This window comes from Nocardia albiluteola, assembly GCF_018860155.1.
GTDB lineage: Bacteria > Actinomycetota > Actinomycetes > Mycobacteriales > Mycobacteriaceae > Nocardia > Nocardia albiluteola.
This window is the reverse complement of record NZ_JAHKNI010000003.1, coordinates 187,110-204,302: the sequence shown is the minus strand read 5'-3', so window position 1 is coordinate 204,302 and position 17,193 is coordinate 187,110. Positions and strand designations below refer to the sequence as shown.

General features: G+C 70.8%; 12 protein-coding genes. 4 read left to right on the top strand and 8 right to left on the bottom strand.

The genetic code is table 11. From position 1 onward, the window contains the following. Positions 1 to 2: 2 nt before the first annotated feature. Entirely contained in the window at positions 3 to 830 is an 828-nt protein-coding gene (locus KO481_RS10660; RefSeq protein ID WP_215916895.1) for an SDR family NAD(P)-dependent oxidoreductase, read from the bottom strand. Between the two features lie 29 nt (positions 831 to 859). Beyond that, positions 860 to 2,458: a succinic semialdehyde dehydrogenase gene (locus tag KO481_RS10655; protein WP_215916894.1), complete on the bottom strand. Its 1,599-nt coding sequence runs from the start codon at positions 2,456 to 2,458 to the stop codon at positions 860 to 862. 141 nt (positions 2,459 to 2,599) lie between these two features. On the opposite strand from KO481_RS10655, the gene KO481_RS10650 reads away from it, so the two are divergent. Next, on the top strand, positions 2,600 to 3,286 hold the full coding sequence (locus tag KO481_RS10650; RefSeq protein WP_215916893.1) for a TetR/AcrR family transcriptional regulator: 687 nt from the start codon (positions 2,600 to 2,602) through the stop codon (positions 3,284 to 3,286). 12 nt (positions 3,287 to 3,298) lie between these two features. Here the strand turns inward: KO481_RS10650 and KO481_RS43880 are convergent, their stop codons facing one another. Together KO481_RS43880 and KO481_RS10645 are read right to left on the bottom strand one after the other, a co-directional pair. After that, positions 3,299 to 3,433 carry a hypothetical protein gene (locus KO481_RS43880; RefSeq protein WP_281066053.1) on the bottom strand — a complete coding sequence of 45 codons (135 nt, stop codon included), beginning with the start codon at positions 3,431 to 3,433 and terminating at the stop codon, positions 3,299 to 3,301. A gap of 111 nt (positions 3,434 to 3,544) precedes the next feature. Further along, positions 3,545 to 3,820, bottom strand: a complete 276-nt coding sequence (locus KO481_RS10645; RefSeq protein WP_215916892.1) for an FAD-dependent oxidoreductase — start codon at positions 3,818 to 3,820, stop codon at positions 3,545 to 3,547. A gap of 79 nt (positions 3,821 to 3,899) precedes the next feature. Here KO481_RS10645 and KO481_RS10640 point away from each other — a divergent pair, with 79 nt between their 5' ends. After that, positions 3,900 to 4,400: a MarR family winged helix-turn-helix transcriptional regulator gene (locus KO481_RS10640; protein WP_245400732.1), complete on the top strand. Its 501-nt coding sequence runs from the start codon at positions 3,900 to 3,902 to the stop codon at positions 4,398 to 4,400. A gap of 9 nt (positions 4,401 to 4,409) precedes the next feature. Here the strand turns inward: KO481_RS10640 and recD are convergent, their stop codons facing one another. The 3 genes from recD to recC form a co-directional block, all read right to left on the bottom strand. Then, the gene (recD, locus tag KO481_RS10635) at positions 4,410 to 6,305 is read right to left on the bottom strand and encodes an exodeoxyribonuclease V subunit alpha (RefSeq protein WP_215916891.1); all 1,896 of its coding nucleotides are present in this window, start codon (positions 6,303 to 6,305) and stop codon (positions 4,410 to 4,412) included. Positions 6,306 to 6,405: 100 nt separating this feature from the next. Then, positions 6,406 to 10,224, bottom strand: coding sequence for a UvrD-helicase domain-containing protein (locus tag KO481_RS10630; protein ID WP_372451986.1), 3,819 nt, complete (start codon positions 10,222 to 10,224; stop codon positions 6,406 to 6,408). 8 nt (positions 10,225 to 10,232) lie between these two features. Next, positions 10,233 to 13,685, bottom strand: coding sequence for an exodeoxyribonuclease V subunit gamma (recC, locus tag KO481_RS10620; RefSeq protein ID WP_215916890.1), 3,453 nt, complete (start codon positions 13,683 to 13,685; stop codon positions 10,233 to 10,235). A 702-nt stretch (positions 13,686 to 14,387) separates the two neighbouring features. On the opposite strand from recC, the gene KO481_RS10615 reads away from it, so the two are divergent. Both KO481_RS10615 and KO481_RS10610 read left to right on the top strand, forming a co-directional pair. Then, the gene (locus KO481_RS10615) at positions 14,388 to 14,570 is read left to right on the top strand and encodes a hypothetical protein (RefSeq protein WP_245400731.1); all 183 of its coding nucleotides are present in this window, start codon (positions 14,388 to 14,390) and stop codon (positions 14,568 to 14,570) included. Between the two features lie 117 nt (positions 14,571 to 14,687). Next, entirely contained in the window at positions 14,688 to 15,578 is an 891-nt protein-coding gene (locus KO481_RS10610; RefSeq protein WP_308166495.1) for a serine hydrolase, read from the top strand. A gap of 123 nt (positions 15,579 to 15,701) precedes the next feature. Here the strand turns inward: KO481_RS10610 and KO481_RS10605 are convergent, their stop codons facing one another. Further along, the gene (locus KO481_RS10605; protein WP_215916887.1) at positions 15,702 to 17,159 is read right to left on the bottom strand and encodes a cytochrome P450; all 1,458 of its coding nucleotides are present in this window, start codon (positions 17,157 to 17,159) and stop codon (positions 15,702 to 15,704) included. Between the last annotated feature and the right edge of the window lie 34 nt (positions 17,160 to 17,193).

Here is a 17,193-nt window from a genome sequence, read left to right as displayed (position 1 = left end):
CATCAGCCCTTGCGGCCGGTGAACTCCTCCATCGAGTGGTAGACGCCGACCGCGTCGAGATACGCGTCCCGCACCCGTAGCGGCAGCAGGCCCGAGATGGCGCGATTGAGGCGCGAGGTCCACGGCATCACCACCAGCGGCGCGCCCTTCTTCATCTCCTCCCACGCCGTCGCCACGGCCTCGTCCTGCTCGATGATCGGCGTGAAAAGGAATCCCTTGGCGCCGTTGAACATTCCGGTGTTGATGTACGTCGGGCAGAACGTGGTGACCCGGACGTGGTCGTTGCCGGACTGCTCGAGCTCCAGCCGCACCGAATCGGACCAGCCCAGCGCCGCCCACTTGGATCCCGCGTACACGCTCATGCGCGGATTGGCCACCAGCGCGGCCGACGACGCGATATTCAGCACCCGCGCGGGTGCGCGGCGGGACACCATGGTAGGCAGGAACTCTCGCGTAATGTACATGGGCGCAAGGGAATTGACAGCGACCGTGCGCTCGATGTCGCCCGGATCCGCGGTCTCCCAGAAGTATCCGTTGCCACGCACGATGCCCGCGTTGTTGATCAGCACGTCCAGCTCGCCGACCTCCGCGCGAACCACGGCGGCCGCCGACGCGATCGCCTCGCGGTCCGAGACGTCGACCACCTGATGGTGCACCGCCCCGGGGCCCAGCGCGGCCAGCTCGTCGGCCGTCTGTTTCAGGGCCTGCTCGTTGATGTCCCAGAGCACCACGTGGGCCGCCCGTTCGCGCATGGCCCGCTCGGCGAACGAGCGGCCCAGGCCCATGGCCGCGCCGGTGATGAGGACGGCCTTGCCCGCTACCGAATCCATATCCGCTTCCCGTCGAGTTGGAGGTGAGATCACTGCTGCCGCAGGGTCTTCATGAGGCCGAAGTACAGCGTCATGGTCTTCGCCCACAGCGCCTCGGAGACGCCGGGCGGCGGCGCGATGGGCAGTGCGCGCTGCACCGCGATGGTCTGGGTGTCGATGTATTTGAGCAGGCCCTCGGGTCCGTGGCGCCGGCCGCCGCCGGAGATGCCCAGGCCGCCCGAGGGGGCGGCCACGCTGCCCCATGCGGCGATGAAACCCTCGTTGACGTTGACCGATCCGGCGTTGACCCGAGCGGCGATCTCCCGTGCCCGATCGATGTCCCGGCTCCACACGCTGGCATTGAGCCCGTAGGCGGTGTCGTTGGCCTGCTCGACGGCCTCGTCGTCGCTGTGCACCCGGTAGACCGACACCACCGGCCCGAAGGTCTCCTCGCGGTACACCGTCATGCCGGGGCGCACGTCGGTCAGCACGGTCGGCTCGTAGAAGTACGGGCCGAGATCGGGGCGCGGGCGGCCGCCGGCGAGCACGGTGGCGCCCTTGGCCACCGCATCGTCGACATGCGCGGTGACGGTGTCGATCTGGCGCTGGAATGTCAGCGACCCGATCTCGTAGGAGTAGTCCCGCGCCGAGCCGAGAATCAAATCCTTGGTGCGCCGGGTGAATTCGGCGACGAATTTCTCGTACACGCTGTCGTGCACGTAGATTCGCTCGATCGATTCGCACAACTGACCGGCCGACGCGAAACATGCCCGCACCGAGATCCGCGCGGCCACATCGACATCGGCGTCAGCGAGTACCAACAGCGGGTTCTTCCCACCCAATTCGAGCGAATAGCCGATCAGCCGCTGCCCGGCCTGGGTGGCGATGGTGCGGCCGGTGGCACTGGATCCGGTGTAGTCGACATAGTCGGCGCGGGCGATCACCTCGCCGCCGATCACCGAACCGCGGCCCAGGACCGCCTGCCACAGGCCCTCGGGCAGGCCCGCACGCCGGGCCGCGTCGATGGCCCACAGCGCGGTCAGCGCGGTCTGATTGTCCGGCCGCGCGACGACGGCATTGCCCGCGACCAGGGCGGGCAGCGCATCGGAGGCGGCGAGTGCGAGCGGGTAGTTCCACGGGGAGATGACCGCGACCACGCCCTTGGGGCGATGGCGCACCTCCACCCGGGTGAGCACGGGCAGCACCCCGCGCGGGGTGCGCGGGGCCAGCAGCCGCTGCGCCTGCGAGGCGTAGTAGCGGGCATTCACCGCCACGTCGCCCACCTCGTCGAAGGCGTGCACGCGCGACTTGCCGGTCTCGGCCTGCACGATGTCCAGGATCTCGTCCTGCTCGGCCAGCACCAGGTCGTGGAAGCGGCGCAGCACCGCAACCCGTTCGCGCACGGGCACTTTCGCCCATTGCGCCTGCGCGGTGCGGGCGGTGGCGAACGCGTCCTCGATATCGGCGGTGCTGGACTGCGGCAGCTCGGCGATCAGCTCGCCGGTGGCCGGTGCCGACACGGTGACCGCGGGCGCCCCACCGGCGCGGGCGTGTACGAGCAGGCGCCGCACGAGCGCGGGCGGCAGTGCCGGGGCCGCCTCGACGGCGAAACCCGGCGCGACGGCGGCCAGGTGCGGGGCGGACGTCATCGGTGACCCTCTCGATCGCTGGGCCTTGCCCAGGCACGGTCTTTTATCTAACACCAGTGTTACGTGAACACTAGTGTTAGATTAATAGCCACGCGCCGCGTCTTGTCAAGCGGACGCCGTCGATCGAGGAGGTTTCACCGCATGACCAGCGACGCCGTGCTCACCTCTCACAGCGGCACCCGCCGGGGACGACCCCCGCAGACCCCCGAGCAGGCCGACGAGGTGCGCACCCGCATCGAGGCGGCGACCGGGGAGGTCTTCACCGAACACGGCTCGCGCGGCCTGAGCGTGGCCCGGATCATCGAGCGGGCCGGCATCTCCCGGCCGACGTTCTACCGCTACTTCGGCAATGCCGAAGAGCCGCTGCACGCGATGCTCACCGTGTCCAACGCGGGGCTGGTCGGCGGCCTCCGGACCGCGCTCGCGCATTCGGACGAGCCGGTGCAACTGGTGATCGCGATCATCGACGCCTACCTCGCCTGGGCGCGCGGGCACGGGCCGATGCTGCGCCCGGTCTTCGCCGAACTCCACGATCCGGCCTCCCCCGTCTCGGCCTACCGCGAACGGGCCTTCGACGACATCCGCGCGCTGGTCCGCGCCAAGTTCGCCGCGCTCGGCCGCGCCCTGCCCAGCCCGCTGGACCTCGACACCTCGCTGCAGACCTGCGAATACGTCGTCTACCGGGTCTCCTCGACCGCGGCCGAACCCGATCCGGACGAGGTGGCCACCGCCCGGCTGACCATGATCCGCAGTGTGGTGGTCACCCTCGGCGGGCGCGCCGATGTCGAACGGGCGCTGGCGATTCCGGGACTATTCGACGAGCGGTGAGCGAACCGCCGGTCAGGCGGCGATCGGGGTGACGCGGTCGTCGAAATCGATATGGTGACCCTGCAGCCACATCATGGATTCGCCGCCGTCCTTGGCCGCCCTGCGGAACATGATGGGCAGCAGCGCATCCCGCACCACACGGGCCACCGGGCCCGCCGCCTTCGAGTTGGAGGACCGGTGCCCGTTCTTGACGGCACTGCGCCAGGATCACCGCGTCCTCGAGGGCCATCGAGGCGCCCTGCCCGGCCGCGGGCGAGGTCACATGGGCGGCGTCGCCGATGTGCCCAGCGGCTTGCCCTTGCCGTTGCCGAAGCTCATGGTCTCCACCGGGAAACCGAGCTTCTCGACCGGGCCCGCCGCGTCGATGGCGTGCAGCGCGTCCATGCCGTTGGCCTGGAAGTTCAGCCAGGATCCGCGCTGGTCGGCGCCGGCCTCGTCGCGTTCGTAGATGCTGGACTCGATGCCGACTCGCCGCAGGGCCATGGACAGCACCGGCCCGGCGACGCCGGCGCCGATGATCAGTGCGTGGGTCATGGGATACTCCTATCATAAAGCTCGACAAGCATGTAACTTGAGAATCAAGCGATTTTAGTATGGAAGGCGAATTGCTCGAATGTCAAGCGAAACCGACCGGATTGCTGCCACGCTGGGAGAGACCGTGGAGGGCTACCAGGCCGCGGTGGACGACTTCGACCGCGAGGTCGCCCGCCTACTCGGCGTCAACGAGACCGACGTGCGCTGCCTGGAGATCCTCATTCAGGAGACGTCCGACACCGCCACCCCGCGCCTGCTGGCCGATCGGCTCGGGCTGACGACGGGCAGCGTCACCGCCATGCTCGACCGGCTCGAGAAGATCGGCTACATCACCCGCGCGCCGCACCCCACCGATCGCCGCAAGCTCCTGGTGCGCGCGACCGCGACCGCGGCCGACCGAGCCTGGGAGCTGATCATGCCTCTGGTGCAGGACAGCGAGCGACAGCTGCTGCCCGACTACACCGAGCAGCAGCTGCGCCTCGTCACGGAATTTCTGGGCCGCCTCACCGACCTGCAGCAATCCCACGTGCAGCGGCTGCGGGCGCTGCGGCCCTTCCCGCGACCACAGCGGGATTCCTGACCGGCCGGCTCACCCGCGCAGGCCGCTGGCGCGCAGCACACGGCGGCCGATACCGGCGCGGATCGCGTCTTCCGTGCCGATGATGCGGACGTGCCTGCGGGCGCGGGTGATGGCGGTATAGAGCAGTTCGCGGGTGAGCAGCGTCGATTCGGGACCGGGCAGCACCACCGAGACCGTGCCGTACTGGCTGCCCTGGCTGCGGTGGATGGTCATCGCGTAGACCGTTGTGACACCGGGGAATTGGGTCGGATGCACCAGATAGGGCTCGCTGCCCCGCTGTAGCGCCGCGCGCAGCGAACCGTCGGGACCGCGGACGATCACGCCGGTGTCGCCGTTGTAGATCCGCGCCTCGTGGTCGTTCGCGGTCACCAGCAGGGGCTGACCCGGGAACCACCCTCCCGCACCGGATTCGGTACCGATCCCGGCCGCGGCCACCCAGCCGGCGGCCATCGAGTCCCAGCGCTCGACGCCGAACCGGCCCTGCCGGTGCGCGCACAGCAGCCGATGCGACTCCATGGCGACCAGGGCCGCGGATGCGTCGCCGCGCTCGGCCGCATCGGTACAGTCGCGCGCCACCCGCGTGACATCCACACGGACCGAGGCAATGTCGTCCGGTCCGCAGAGCGAGAGCTCCGCACCCCCGTCCGTCAGCAGTCCGAGCGCGGCATCGGCATCCCCGGCACGGACCGCGACCGCCAGATCGGCGATGCGGCCGCCGAAACGCCTGCCCCGGGTCAGGCGAATGATGCCCCCGCGCAACCGATCCCGCTCCCGGGCGGTCAGCGCTTCGCCCTGCTGGGCGCCGGATCCGGTTCCGAGTTCCGCGCCGAGCACCTGCTCCAGCTGCGGATTCGGCGGGCCCGCGACGGGTCCGGCGACCAGGTCCGCGAGCACCGCGCCCGCATCCACCGAGGCCAGCTGGTCGGGATCGCCGACCAGGACCAGCCGGGCGTCACGACGCACCGCCGGGAGCAGGCTGCTGGTCATCGTCAGCGACACCATCGAGGTCTCGTCGACGACGATCACGTCGTACGGCAGCCGGTTGAATTCGTGGTGCCGGAATCGGGTGGCGCCGCCGCGCTGCCAGCCCAGCAGGCGGTGCAGGGTGGCGGCGGTGAGCTCCGGCAGCTCCAGCTCCACGGCCTGCTCGCGCACCGATTCCTGCAGGCGCGCGGCGGCCTTGCCGGTGGGCGCCGCGAGCGCGATGCGCAGCGCGGGCGCGCCCGGCATCGCGCGCTGATGGGCCACCAGCAGAGCCAGAATGCGGGCGATGGTGTGTGTCTTTCCGGTGCCCGGCCCGCCGGCGACGACGGTGGTCCACTGGGTCGCGGCCAGCGCGGCCGCGACGCGCTGACGATCCGGCGGATCACCCGGCGCACCGGAGTCCGGGAACAGCCGATCCAGCTGCCGCCGAATTGTTTCCGGATCGATCAGCGGATGGGTGGCGGCGCGTTCGGTCAGCACCTCCCGGATCGTCTGCTCCTGGCGATAGTAGCGATCCAGATACAACAGCGGGCCCGCGCCGCCGGACTCCACCAGCCGCAGCGGGCGCAGCGGCCCGGCGGCGCTCCCCACGATCAACGGGCTGACCCGCAGCGCGGCAAGCACATCCGGCACCCGCGGCCACGGCAGGGTCTCGGGATCGATCAGATCCGGATCGCCGTCCCCCTCGAAACCCTCACCGTCCACACCGATCTCGTGCATCCGCTCCAGCTCGAGGCACACCGAACCGGACCGCACCGCGCGCACCGCCAGCGCCGTCGTCAGCAGCACGGCCTCGTTCTCCTCGCGGCCCAGCTTGCCCAGCCGCAGGGCCACATGGACATCCGCGGCCGAGAGCACGCCCGCCTCGTTGAAGACGCGTAACAGTCCGGTCGCCCGCTGCGCCAACTGAATCGCGGTCATCGCGCCTCCCGGTCCCGCCGCCACCACGCGGCACAAGCACCACCGCCACCCGCGAGCCCGGGGCGATCACCCGAGCCGCTACTCACAGCATCGATGCGGATCACTCGCTCGCCTCCCGCCCGCGCTCGGACCTCCCCGCAAGCAGATCGGACAGGTCCCGCACCAGCGCGACCGGCGGATCCCACTCGAATACGCCATGACCGGAGGGTGTTTCGGGGCCGATCATGCCGCGGACGAACAGATAGCGGATGCCGCCCAGGTGCCGGGACGGGTCGTAGTCGGGCATGCGCCAGCGCAGATAGCGGTGCAGGGCGGCGGAATACAGTAGCGCCTGCAGCGGATAGTGGGAGCGCATCATTTCCGCGGCCATGCGGTCGCGGGTGTAGTGCGCCACGGTCAGCTCGCCGGTGCCCAGGCGGTTGGTCTTGTAGTCGACGACGACGAAACGCGGTCCGGCCGTGCGCAGGACGGCGTCGATGCTGCCGGTGAGGAAGCCGCGCAGGGGCGTGTCCGGGAGGGTATCGATCTGGTCGGCGTACCCGGCGAAGACGTCGTCGGGTCGCAGATGCTTGCGCAGCAGGTCCGCGATCCGCCGCAGCGTGACCCGCTCGGCGCGCGGGTTGTCGCCGCCCGCGAGCGGGAGTTCGAAGTCCAGCTCGTTCAGCCGGTCGCGGCCGGAAATCCGCGCCAGGGATCCCATGTCGCTGCCGTCACACGCCGGCCCGAGGGGGGTGTGCAGCACCGCGAGCAGGGACCTCGTCAGCACCTCGAGGTCGATGTCGGCCAGCAGCTCGGCGACGGCCTGCGCGCAGCGGGCGCGGACCTCGGCGGCGAGGTCCGGCGCATCGGTATCGACGTATTCGAGCACGCCGTGCACCAGCGTGCCGAAATCGGCACCGTAGGGCAGCGTGTTCATGAGCGAGGGTGCGGCGGAATCGAATTCGACCTCCTCGAGCTCCGCGGCCGGAGCCTCGGGTTCATCCGTGATGCCCTCGGGCGCCTCCGGTCCGGCGGCGTGCGACTCGTGGGCCCCGGCGGTCAGCGCCGAATACGACGTGCGCCGCCAGTCCTGGTCGACGGTTCGATCGAACCGTGCCGCGGCGAATTCCGCGGGGACGGAATCCTCGCGCTCCCAGCGCGACCGGACCGCGGGCACCCGCTGCACCGGCTCCAGGGCGATCACCTCGCCCGGCGCGGTGGCGGCCCACTGCGAAAGCTGTTCCAGCACTGCCGCATCCACCGGCACCTCGCTGCGGCCCGGCACCTCGGGACTGCCGGGCATACGGCCCAGGATCATCCGGTGCAGCGGCGCGGCCCCGGTCCCGTAGGTGGGCGCCCACCACGCCACCACCTGGCATTGGGCGCGGGTCAGGGCCACATAGAGCAGGCGCAGTTCCTCCCCGGATTCCTCGGTCTCGCTGCGCCGTTTGCGGTCGTTGTAGCCGCGCGCCTCCGGGCCCCCGACGTCGAGCACGCGGCCGCCGTCCTCGGCGTGGAACACCAGCGTCGCCGGATACGGATTGCGCGCGTTGTCCCAGGCGAACGGCAGGTACACGATCGGGAATTCCAGGCCCTTGCTGGCATGGACGGTGGCGATCTGCACCGCCGCGGCATCGCGATCCAGGCGGCGGCTGCGATCGGATACCGCGCCCGAGGCGGGATCGCGCACCCGGTCGCCCAGCCATCGGGACAGCGCCGACAGGCCGAGCGATTCCCGCAGCGCGGCCTGATCGAGCAGCTGGGCGATGTGCCGCAGGTCGGTCAGCCGGCGCTCCCCACCCGCGACCGCGAGCAGCCGGGGCGCGAGCCGGACGTCGGTGGCCAGCCGCTCGAACACCGCGGCGAATCCGGCGCGGCCGAACAGCCGCGCCGACTCGCGCAGCTGCTGGGCCAGCCGACCCACCAGATCGGCTCCGCCGGAATCGATCTCGGCGGCCGAGCAGCCCAACAGCGGGGTCGCAGCGGCCAGCCGGACCCGGTCGCCGCGGTGCGGCTGCTCCAGGGCGCGCAGCAGCCACAGCCAGTCGACCGCGCTCTGGGTGGCGAAGACGCTCGCCCCACCGGCCAGCACCGAGGCCACGCCCACCTCGTCCAGCGCCGATCGCACGACGTCGATCTGCGAGCGGGTCCGCACCAGCACCGCGATATCGCCGGGTCCGGCGGCCCGCTCACCGATCGTCACATTCGAGTCGAGCAGCCGCACGATATCGGCGGCCAGGTCCTGCGCGACGCGGGAGCGTTGCCGGCCCACCGCCGGGAAGCCGGGCTTGTTCAGCGGTCCCGCACCGGTGCGGGGAAAACACCTCAGCCGCAAGGGAATCAGCGGATCCCCAGCAGCTCGCAGGACACCGGCGGCTCGCCCGGCGGCAACGTCTCCACCGGGTGCCCGCCCAGCACCGGCCGACTCGGCCGCTGCCCGCCCAGCAACGCCCTGCGCACCGTCTGTCTGCCCAGTGACGCCCTGCCCAACAGTCGCGCGCTCACCGGCGTGGTCGTCGGCTTCCCTTGCGGCACCCGCACTGTCGGTGCCCCTCATGCGGTCTTCGTCTCGCCCACCGAGCCCGAGCCGGGTCCACGGGCGCACCGCCCGAACCGGGTGCACGGCAATCTCCTTGTGCCCCAGCGTCGCACCGCCCATGACGTGTTCCAGCGCCGTCAGCAGACCGGCGTCGCTGCGCCGGTTCACCGTCAGCTCCCGGCGCCGGTCCGCCTGCGCCACCGCATCCAGATAGCTGAAAACCTCCGCGCCCCGGAAGGCGTAGATCGCCTGCTTCGGGTCGCCGACCAGCACCAGAGTGCGGTGACCGTGGAAGGCGCCGCGCAGGATGTCCCACTGCAGCGGATCGGTGTCCTGGAACTCGTCGACCAGCACCACCCGGAACCGGTCCCGGATCCGCCCGCGGGCGCGCTCGCCGTGCACCGGGTCCGCGAGCACGTCGTGCAGCAGCACGAGCAGGTCGTCGAAGTCACGGATTCCCGACAGGCGTTTGCGCCGTTCGGTTTCCACGCGCACCGCGGCGGCGAAGGCGACTCGCTCGGAGGCGGTCTCGTCGCCGTCCTCCGCATCCGGGACCAGCCGGGCGTGCCGGTCGCGGACCGCGGCGATCGCCAGGGCACGCGCGTCCTTCAATGCGAAGGGCGGTGCGGTGCGGGCGTATCGGGCCAGGAACAGATCCTCGGCGACGGTCGCGACCAGGTCGTCGACGTCCTCGACCATCCGCACGCCCGGATCCTGCTCCCCCGCCAGCCCGAGCTCGTCCAGCATCCGCTGGCAGAAGCTGTGCGTGGTGGCAATGGTGCCCGCGTCGAAGTCCGACAGCGCCGCCAGCAGCCGCGATCGCCGCTGCCCCACGCGCACCGAATCCCCCTGCGCGAGATGGCGAATCAGCTCGTCCGCGCTCTGCCGCGCGGCATCGGGATCCGCCAGCCCGGCCGCGGCCGCGACGAACCGGTCCCGCGCCCGCTCCCGCAACTCCTGCGTCGCGGCCCGGCTGAACGTCACCAGCAGCAACTGCGAGATATCGACCTCGCCCTCGGCCACGTACCGCACCGCCAGCCCGACGATCGCGTACGTCTTCCCGGTCCCCGCACTCGCCTCCAGCACGGTCGTCCCGGTCGGCAACTCCCCGCACAACTCGAAGGCGCGCCCGCCGATGTCGACGGCACCGACATCGTCCGCACTCGGCTCGGACCTTCGCGCCGATTCCGGCATGTCCTCGGGGATGCCACCAACCTCGGTCGCGCCCTGCTCGAATCCCGGTGCCGGTTCGGGCGGTGGAACCGGCGCGGCCGCGTCGCCGGGCTCGGCGAACAGACCCCCGGTCGGCGCCGATGCGGAACGTTGTGCCGCCGGCTTGGCGCCCGGGCGGCGGCGCGGGCGGTGAGCGGGGGCCTCGACGGGGAACAGTTCCTCGGTCATGTCCTCTTTCATGGCTGGCCCTGGGTTTCGACGGCCAGCAGCGGATTCCACAGGCGACGGGCCAGGGCGCCGAAGCGGGTGCTCTCGCCGGACGGATCGGGCTCGGGCAGCGGAGTTTCCAGCAGTTCCAGGCGCGGGGACTGCCCCCAGATGTAGCGCAGGTAGCGGTCGGTGTGCTCGCCGTAGGCCTTGGGGCCGTTCGGGCCGCCGAGGAATTCCTGATCGGCCGCGGCGCGCGCCTCGGCGATCGTCGCGCCCTGGCAGCGGCGCTCGGCGTACACCGCCGAGGCGGCGGGGGCGATGGGCAGCGGCTCGGCCAGCCCCTCGTCGCGCAGCGCCACCAGATCGCGCAGGATCTCCTGCGCCGCCGCGCCATTGGGGGCGGCGAGCACCGAACGCCAGGCGGGACGGCCGAATCGGCCGCGGCCGATGGTCAGAGCCCGCCAGCCCTGATGCCGCTCGGTCGCCGCCAGGGCCAGCACCCGCACCCAGGCCGCGGCCCGATGCTTCGCGGCCAGGCGGGAGAAGGTGGTCCGCACCACCGCGTCGTCGTGCACGTCCGCGACGGTACCGCTGAGCAGCCGGCCCTCCCCCAGATCGACCGCGATATCGACGCTGCGCGAGGGCAGTTCGTGAATCGGGCGCGCCACTCGCACCAGCCGGTCGACGGTGTTCTCGACGTCGTCGAGCACCGCGGCACCCAGCCCGAACGGCGGCAGCGTCCCGCGCCGCCACTCGGCCGCGCGCAGCGCCTCGGCCGGTGTGCCGTGCAGCCGGGCGGCCAGCATGCGTTCTCCCATATTCCATTTCGCCAGGCCGTCCAGCTCGATCGGCAGGCGCTCGTCGATCTCCTCGTCCTCCTCGGGCACCCGGATGCCCAGGCGTTGCCACAGGAATGCCCGCACCGGATGTTCGACGAACGAAATCAGTTCCGCCAGTTCCACATCCGATCGCACCGCGGCCGGAAGCGGGGCCGGCAGGAAGTCCGGCGGCGACTGCGCCGGACGGGCCGCGGCCCGCGCCCCGGCCAGCGCGACGACATCGAAGCTGAACGGCCGCGCCGGATCGAAGTTCCGGCCGTCGAAGGCCTGCAACGGATGTCGCACGCGGACCGGCCCGAGCTCGCCGCCGCGCTGCGCGGCGAGCGCATCGAGCAGTTCGGCGACCGGGATCGCGGGCGGGCGGTGCGCGCCGGTTACCGGATCGGCGCCGGTGTGCACCAGCACCAGTCGTTCCCGCGCCGCCATGATTGCATCGAGCAGGAGCTGGCGATCCTCACCGCGAGCATCGCGCTCGCCGACGCGCGGGCGACGGGCGAGCACGTCGTCGCCGTCGATGCCGCCCGCCCGCGGGAACACCTCGTCGTCCAGGCCCAGCAGCACCACCACGCGATGCGGCACCGAGCGCAGCTGCGCCAGCCCGCAGACGGTCAGCTCACCGGTGCGGAAATTGGTGCGTCCCGGGCGCGCGGTGAGCCGGGAGTGCAGCAGCGCGGTGATATCGGGCAGCCGCAACGGGACGTCACCGCCGTGCTCCAGCGCCTCGGACAGCTCGTGCCGCGCCTGCACGCCCTGCCAGGCATTGGCGTAGGACACCTCGGTGAGCAACTCCAGCGTGCGGCCGAGCACCTGACGCCACTCGTGCGCGGGCCGCGGGCCGCCGGCGGGGTCGGCCGGGGTCGGCCCCCGCAGCTCCCGCACGCACACCGCGAGCCGGTCGGTGAACTCGGCGAATCGGCCCGCGAGGTCGACATCGCCGGAGTCCACGTCGTCCAGGGGCAGCGCGAGATCCAGCCAGTCCTGCGAGGATTCGCTCGCCGTAACGCCGAGCAGGATGCGGTCGACCGCGGAATTGAGCGTGTTCTGCGCGAATTCGCCCAGGCCGAAGGCCTGCCGCTGCCGCAGCCCGATCCCCCACCGCGCCCCGGTCTCGGCGGCCCATTCGCGCAGCCGCTCGATGTCGTCGTCGTCGAATCCGCACCGCAGCCGGACCGGTTCGGCGGCGGCCAGATCCAGCACCTGGGTGACGGTCACCCGGCCGTCGGCCAGCTCGAACAGGCTCAGCAGCACCGCCAGCACGGGATTGGCCGCGCCGGACGTGCGATCGGCCAGCCGGACGCGCAGGCCGTGGCCGGGATGGACCGCGGCCGTAGACATCTCGTGCCCGCGCGGATCGGCGTGCCCGAAGGCGGCGCGCACCAGCGGCCCGAACGTGTCGAGGTCCGGGCACAGCACCACCACATCGCGTGCCTCGAGGGTGGGATCGGCGGCGAACAGGCCCAGCAGCACATCGCGCAGCACCTCGACCTGCCGCGCCGTGCCGTGGCAGGAATGGACCTGCACCGTACCGTCGTCGAGCGCGGAATCGGCGCGCGGCGGCCACACGTCGGTCCGGATGCCCTCCTGCAGCGCGGAAAGCAGTGTCCGCGGGGAGCTTTCGGCGGGCATCGGATAGCTGGTATCGACCACCGGCCCCAGCGCGCCGAGGCGCCGCTGCAGTTCCCGCGCATCCCTGCCCAGCCCCGCCAGCAGCGGATGTGCCACCGACAGCGCGCTCGCATCCTCGGCCCGTGCCGGTGAATGCGCGGAAATCACTGCGGTGGAACCGGTTTCATCTTCGGCATCGAACGACACGGCACCGGAGGCCCATTCGGCGGCCAGCCTCTCCCACATCGCCGGGCTCGGATGCACGAGCCACAGGTGCACGTCCCGGTGCTGTCCGAGGGCCGCCAGCACCGCCAGCTGGTCGGCGCTCAGGCGGTTCGGGCCGAACAGCGAGATCCGTTGCGGCAGATCGACGATACCCGGTTCGGCTCGCAACCGCGCACAGCCGCCCGGGAGACGTTCGGCGGGGCTCGGGGCGCCGATTTCCGCGCGCAGCCGCCGCCACAGCTCGGGCTGCCAGCGCAGATCCCCGGGCAGCTCGGCGCCGCAGCCGTCGGTATCGGCGCCGGCGGCCCACTCGGAGATCAGGGCCGGCCGCTGGGCGGCATAGCCGTCGAACAGCGCCGCGATACCGGCGGCCGTGGCGAACCTCCGGCCCGCCCGATGACCGCGGGCAGTATCCGCTCCGGGCACGTCGGTGCGTGTCGCGGCACCGAGATGGCGAGCCGGAACCGCACACCACGGTTCGGTGAGCGAGGCGTCGAGCACGCGCAACAGCGTCCACACCATCCGCTCCGGGGCCCACGGATCCCGGTCCGGGGCGATGCCGGTCGCCGCGCCCAGCGCCTCGGCCGTCAGCGCGGCCACCGCCGCGAACCGAACGTTCGCGCACACCCCGTCGCCGGCGGACGCACCGAGTGCACCGGCCAGCCGCTGCGCGAGCCACCGCTGCACACCCATCCCCGGGACTGCCACGACCTCCGCGGCGAACGGATCGGTCAGCGGTCGCGCGAGCACCGACGCGAGCTCGTCGGCGAGCACATCCGCCCGCTCGGCCCGGTGGATGTACAGCGTCATCGACCGCCTCCTGTAGTTGTTGCCTGCGCGCGGCCCCGGAAGCCGAATACCGGCGCGGTCACTCGATCCGGGCCGGGTCGACGGCGCGAACCGGTGTGGTCACGTGCGCCGTCTCGATCCGATTCCGCGGCAGGGGCGCCTCGCGCATACGCCGGACAGCGCCCGCACGCCTCCGCTCGGGCGGCACCGGGCCGGAGCGCAACCCTACGGCATCACCGACGCCGCCCGGATATCCGACTCTCCACCTCCGTTCGCCGCGGTGATCGCCGCCCGCGCCCCCGCGTCTTCGGCGGATCGACCATTCGGCTACGCGTCACGCGCCCCACCGACGGCGCTGTCACGGGCAGATTGCCACGGTCCATTCATCGTGCACCCGGTTCCGGGCGCATCGCTGCCGACACACCGTGGCGCATGTGCGCACCGCGGGACCGATTACGGCCACAACTCCCGCCGATGACCCGGCTATTCTGCAGCGATTGCCCATGAGCACCGTATTGACCGAAATACCTGCTACATACCAAATTCGTAGCAACACAAGCGGATCCGTGCGAGACACGTCATCTGTGCGCCACGGAGAATTCGCTACCGCGTGTCACACCGGATGCCGGTGCGCGATGTGCCACAGTGCTCTGCGGGGAGGCAACGGGAGAAGCGGTTTTCGAAAGGCTGGTTCGGTTGATGTCTGCGTCGGTGATTCCCCTCATGCCCAGATCGGGGTTCACGGTTCGCCGGATAGGCGACCGCTGGGAACTTGTCAACTCGCGGCACTACGGCCGCACCAGCGTCCTGCATTCCTGGCCCCGCGACCGCCACACCGAGGCGTTCGCACACTGCTACCGCCTCAACGGCCGCAGCGTCGAGGAACTGCTCGCCGCGTTCCGCTGAGGTCGCGGCCGCGTCGTCAAATCCGCTGCGCGGCAACGACCACGCCGCTGCTAGCACAACCTCGACCCGAGCTCAAGAGGTGCGCGAGGGCCGCCCGTCTGTCTAATGTGGTGCACCGTGCGTTATCCCCGCGCCGCCGCGCGCACCTCACGTCCCTCGCGGATCGCCGTCGGCGCCTGCGTCCTCACCGCCGGTCTGCTGACCGCCGCACCCACCGTGCATCCCGCGCCCGCCGCGGCCGTGCCGATTCGGGTGCAGGGCTGTATCGGCAGCTTCGACTGCGATATGAGCCAGCGCATCGCCGAGGCCAACTCGTATCTCGCGGGCCGGCCGGGTGTCACGGGTTACGTTGTGCGCGACCGCAATACCGGCGCGGTGTACAGCAACAACAACGCCAATACGCTGTTCTGGACCGCCTCGACGATCAAGCTGGCGATCGCGGAGGATCTGATCAACCGTGAGCGCGTCGGCGCCATCGTGATCAGCCCGCAGGACCGCGGACTGCTCGAGCACATGCTCGCCACCTCGAACGACAATGCGGCCGATATCCTGTGGGCCAAATACGCCGGTCCGGACCACCGGGCGTTCAACAACGCCTTCCGCGCCAACGGCATGACCGGCCTGGTCCCCCGTCCCACACCCCCCGACCGGGTGTTCCCGGACTGGGGCTTCCAGCAGTGCACGCCCGCGGACCTGGACCGCCTGATGTCCAACGTCCTGGACCACATGAACCCCGCCGACAAGGCATATCTGCTGGACCGCATGCGCAATGTCGACGTCGACCAGCACTGGGGCGTCTGGGGCGCCGGTTCCGCGATGCGCCCGGGCCTGAAGAACGGCTGGTCGCAGGAGCAGTCCGGCTGGGTGGTCAACTCCGTCGGCTTCGCCGGCCCCAACGAGCGCTACACCCTGGCGATCATGAACAACCTGGGCAACCAGGGCGGCTACAACGACGGCGAAGAGACCACCACCCACGTGGCGCAGCTGCTGTTCCAGGGCCGCGGATAAGACGGTTCCGGCGGATTCGCAACGCGGCGAATCCGCCGAAACCTTTGTCCCGCAACGCTTAACGAGCACCGTCGGCGTAGCCGTCCGAAACCGCGCACGGCCGGAGCGAATGCGGAGGTACGCCTAACGTCGGCGCAACAGCATGGGGGCGCCGTCGCGGGGGAAGGGGATGGTGCTGAAACCCCACGGCATCAGGTAGTCGTCGGGGAAGCTCCACTCGTAGTCGCGCACCATGGCCGCGATGATCACCTTGACCTCGAGGGTGCCGAAGTGCATGCCGATGCACTTGTGCGCGCCCGCACCGAACGGCAGCCAGGCCAGGCGGTGTGACTTGTCCTCGCGGCGATGCTCGGCGAAGCGTTCGGGATCGAAACGCTCCGGATGCGACCAGAATTCGGGCAGCAGATGATTCACCCCGTACGCGAGATCGATGTAGGTCCCGGCCGGAATGTAATGCCCGGCGATCTGGGTGTCCCGGACCGCCTTCCGCACCAGCCCGGGCACGGGCGGCACCAGCCGCAGGCACTCCTTGATGACCAGATCGAGATCGTGCAGCTTGTCCAGATCGGCGATGGTCGGCGCCGCGCCGCCGATCTCGGCGTGCATGGCCAGTGCCTCTTCCCGCACCCGCTGCTGCCACTCGGGATGACGCCCCAGGTAGTAGGCGATCGCCGTGGCGGTCGTCGTCGTGGTGTCGTGCGCCGCCATGATCAGGAAGATCATGTGATTCACGACGTCGGCGTCGCTGAACTGCTCCCCGTCCTCGGTGCGGGCATGGCAGAGCGCGGAGAAGAAGTCCGGCGTGTCCGACAGCCGCTTCTCCGGAATCATCCGCGTGAAGTACTCCTCGAGTACCTTGCGGCCCCGCAGGCCGCGATGCCACGGCGTGCCCGGCACCGGACGGCGCACCAGCGAGAGCGCGGCATGGGTGGAGTCCAGGAAGGCCGCCCCGAGGCGCTTGCGCTCGGGCCCCGGATCGGCCGCCATGAAGACGTCCGTCGCGGTCTCGAGCGTCAGATCCTTGACCGTCGGATACAGCTTGACGCGCCGGGCATCGGCGCCGTCGGGCACCCACTGCCCGATGGCCTTGTCCACGACCGGGCCCAGCGCGGCCAAGTATGCCGCGAGCCGGTCACGCGTGAAGGCCTGCTGCATGATCCGGCGATGGAACATGTGCTCGTCGAATTCGAGCAGCAGCAGCCCCCGGTGGAAGAACGGGCCGATGAACCAGTCCCAGCCCTGGCCGAAGTCGTTGCGCCGCTTGGCGATAACCTCGTCGACGGCCTCGGGGCCGGCGACGAACGCGCGCTGCACCCCCAGGGTCGGGTTGTAACTGACCGGCCCGTAGCGGTGATAGCGATCCACCAGCTCCGCGGTTCCCCAGCGCAGGAACTGCAGCGAGCGCCCGATGTGCGGCAGCCCCGCGTCGCCGCGGACCGGCTTCAGGCCGCTCTCGGCCGGCGCGGGGGCCAGGATCTTGTCGCGAGTGGGCAGGGTGCGTAGTAATCGGTCGATCGGATGCCTGTCCGGTATCTGCAGGAAACCGAGGTTTTCCCGTTCGGCACTGTCGACGCTGACCATGAAAATGAGCCTCCCAATAAAAGTACATCACGTA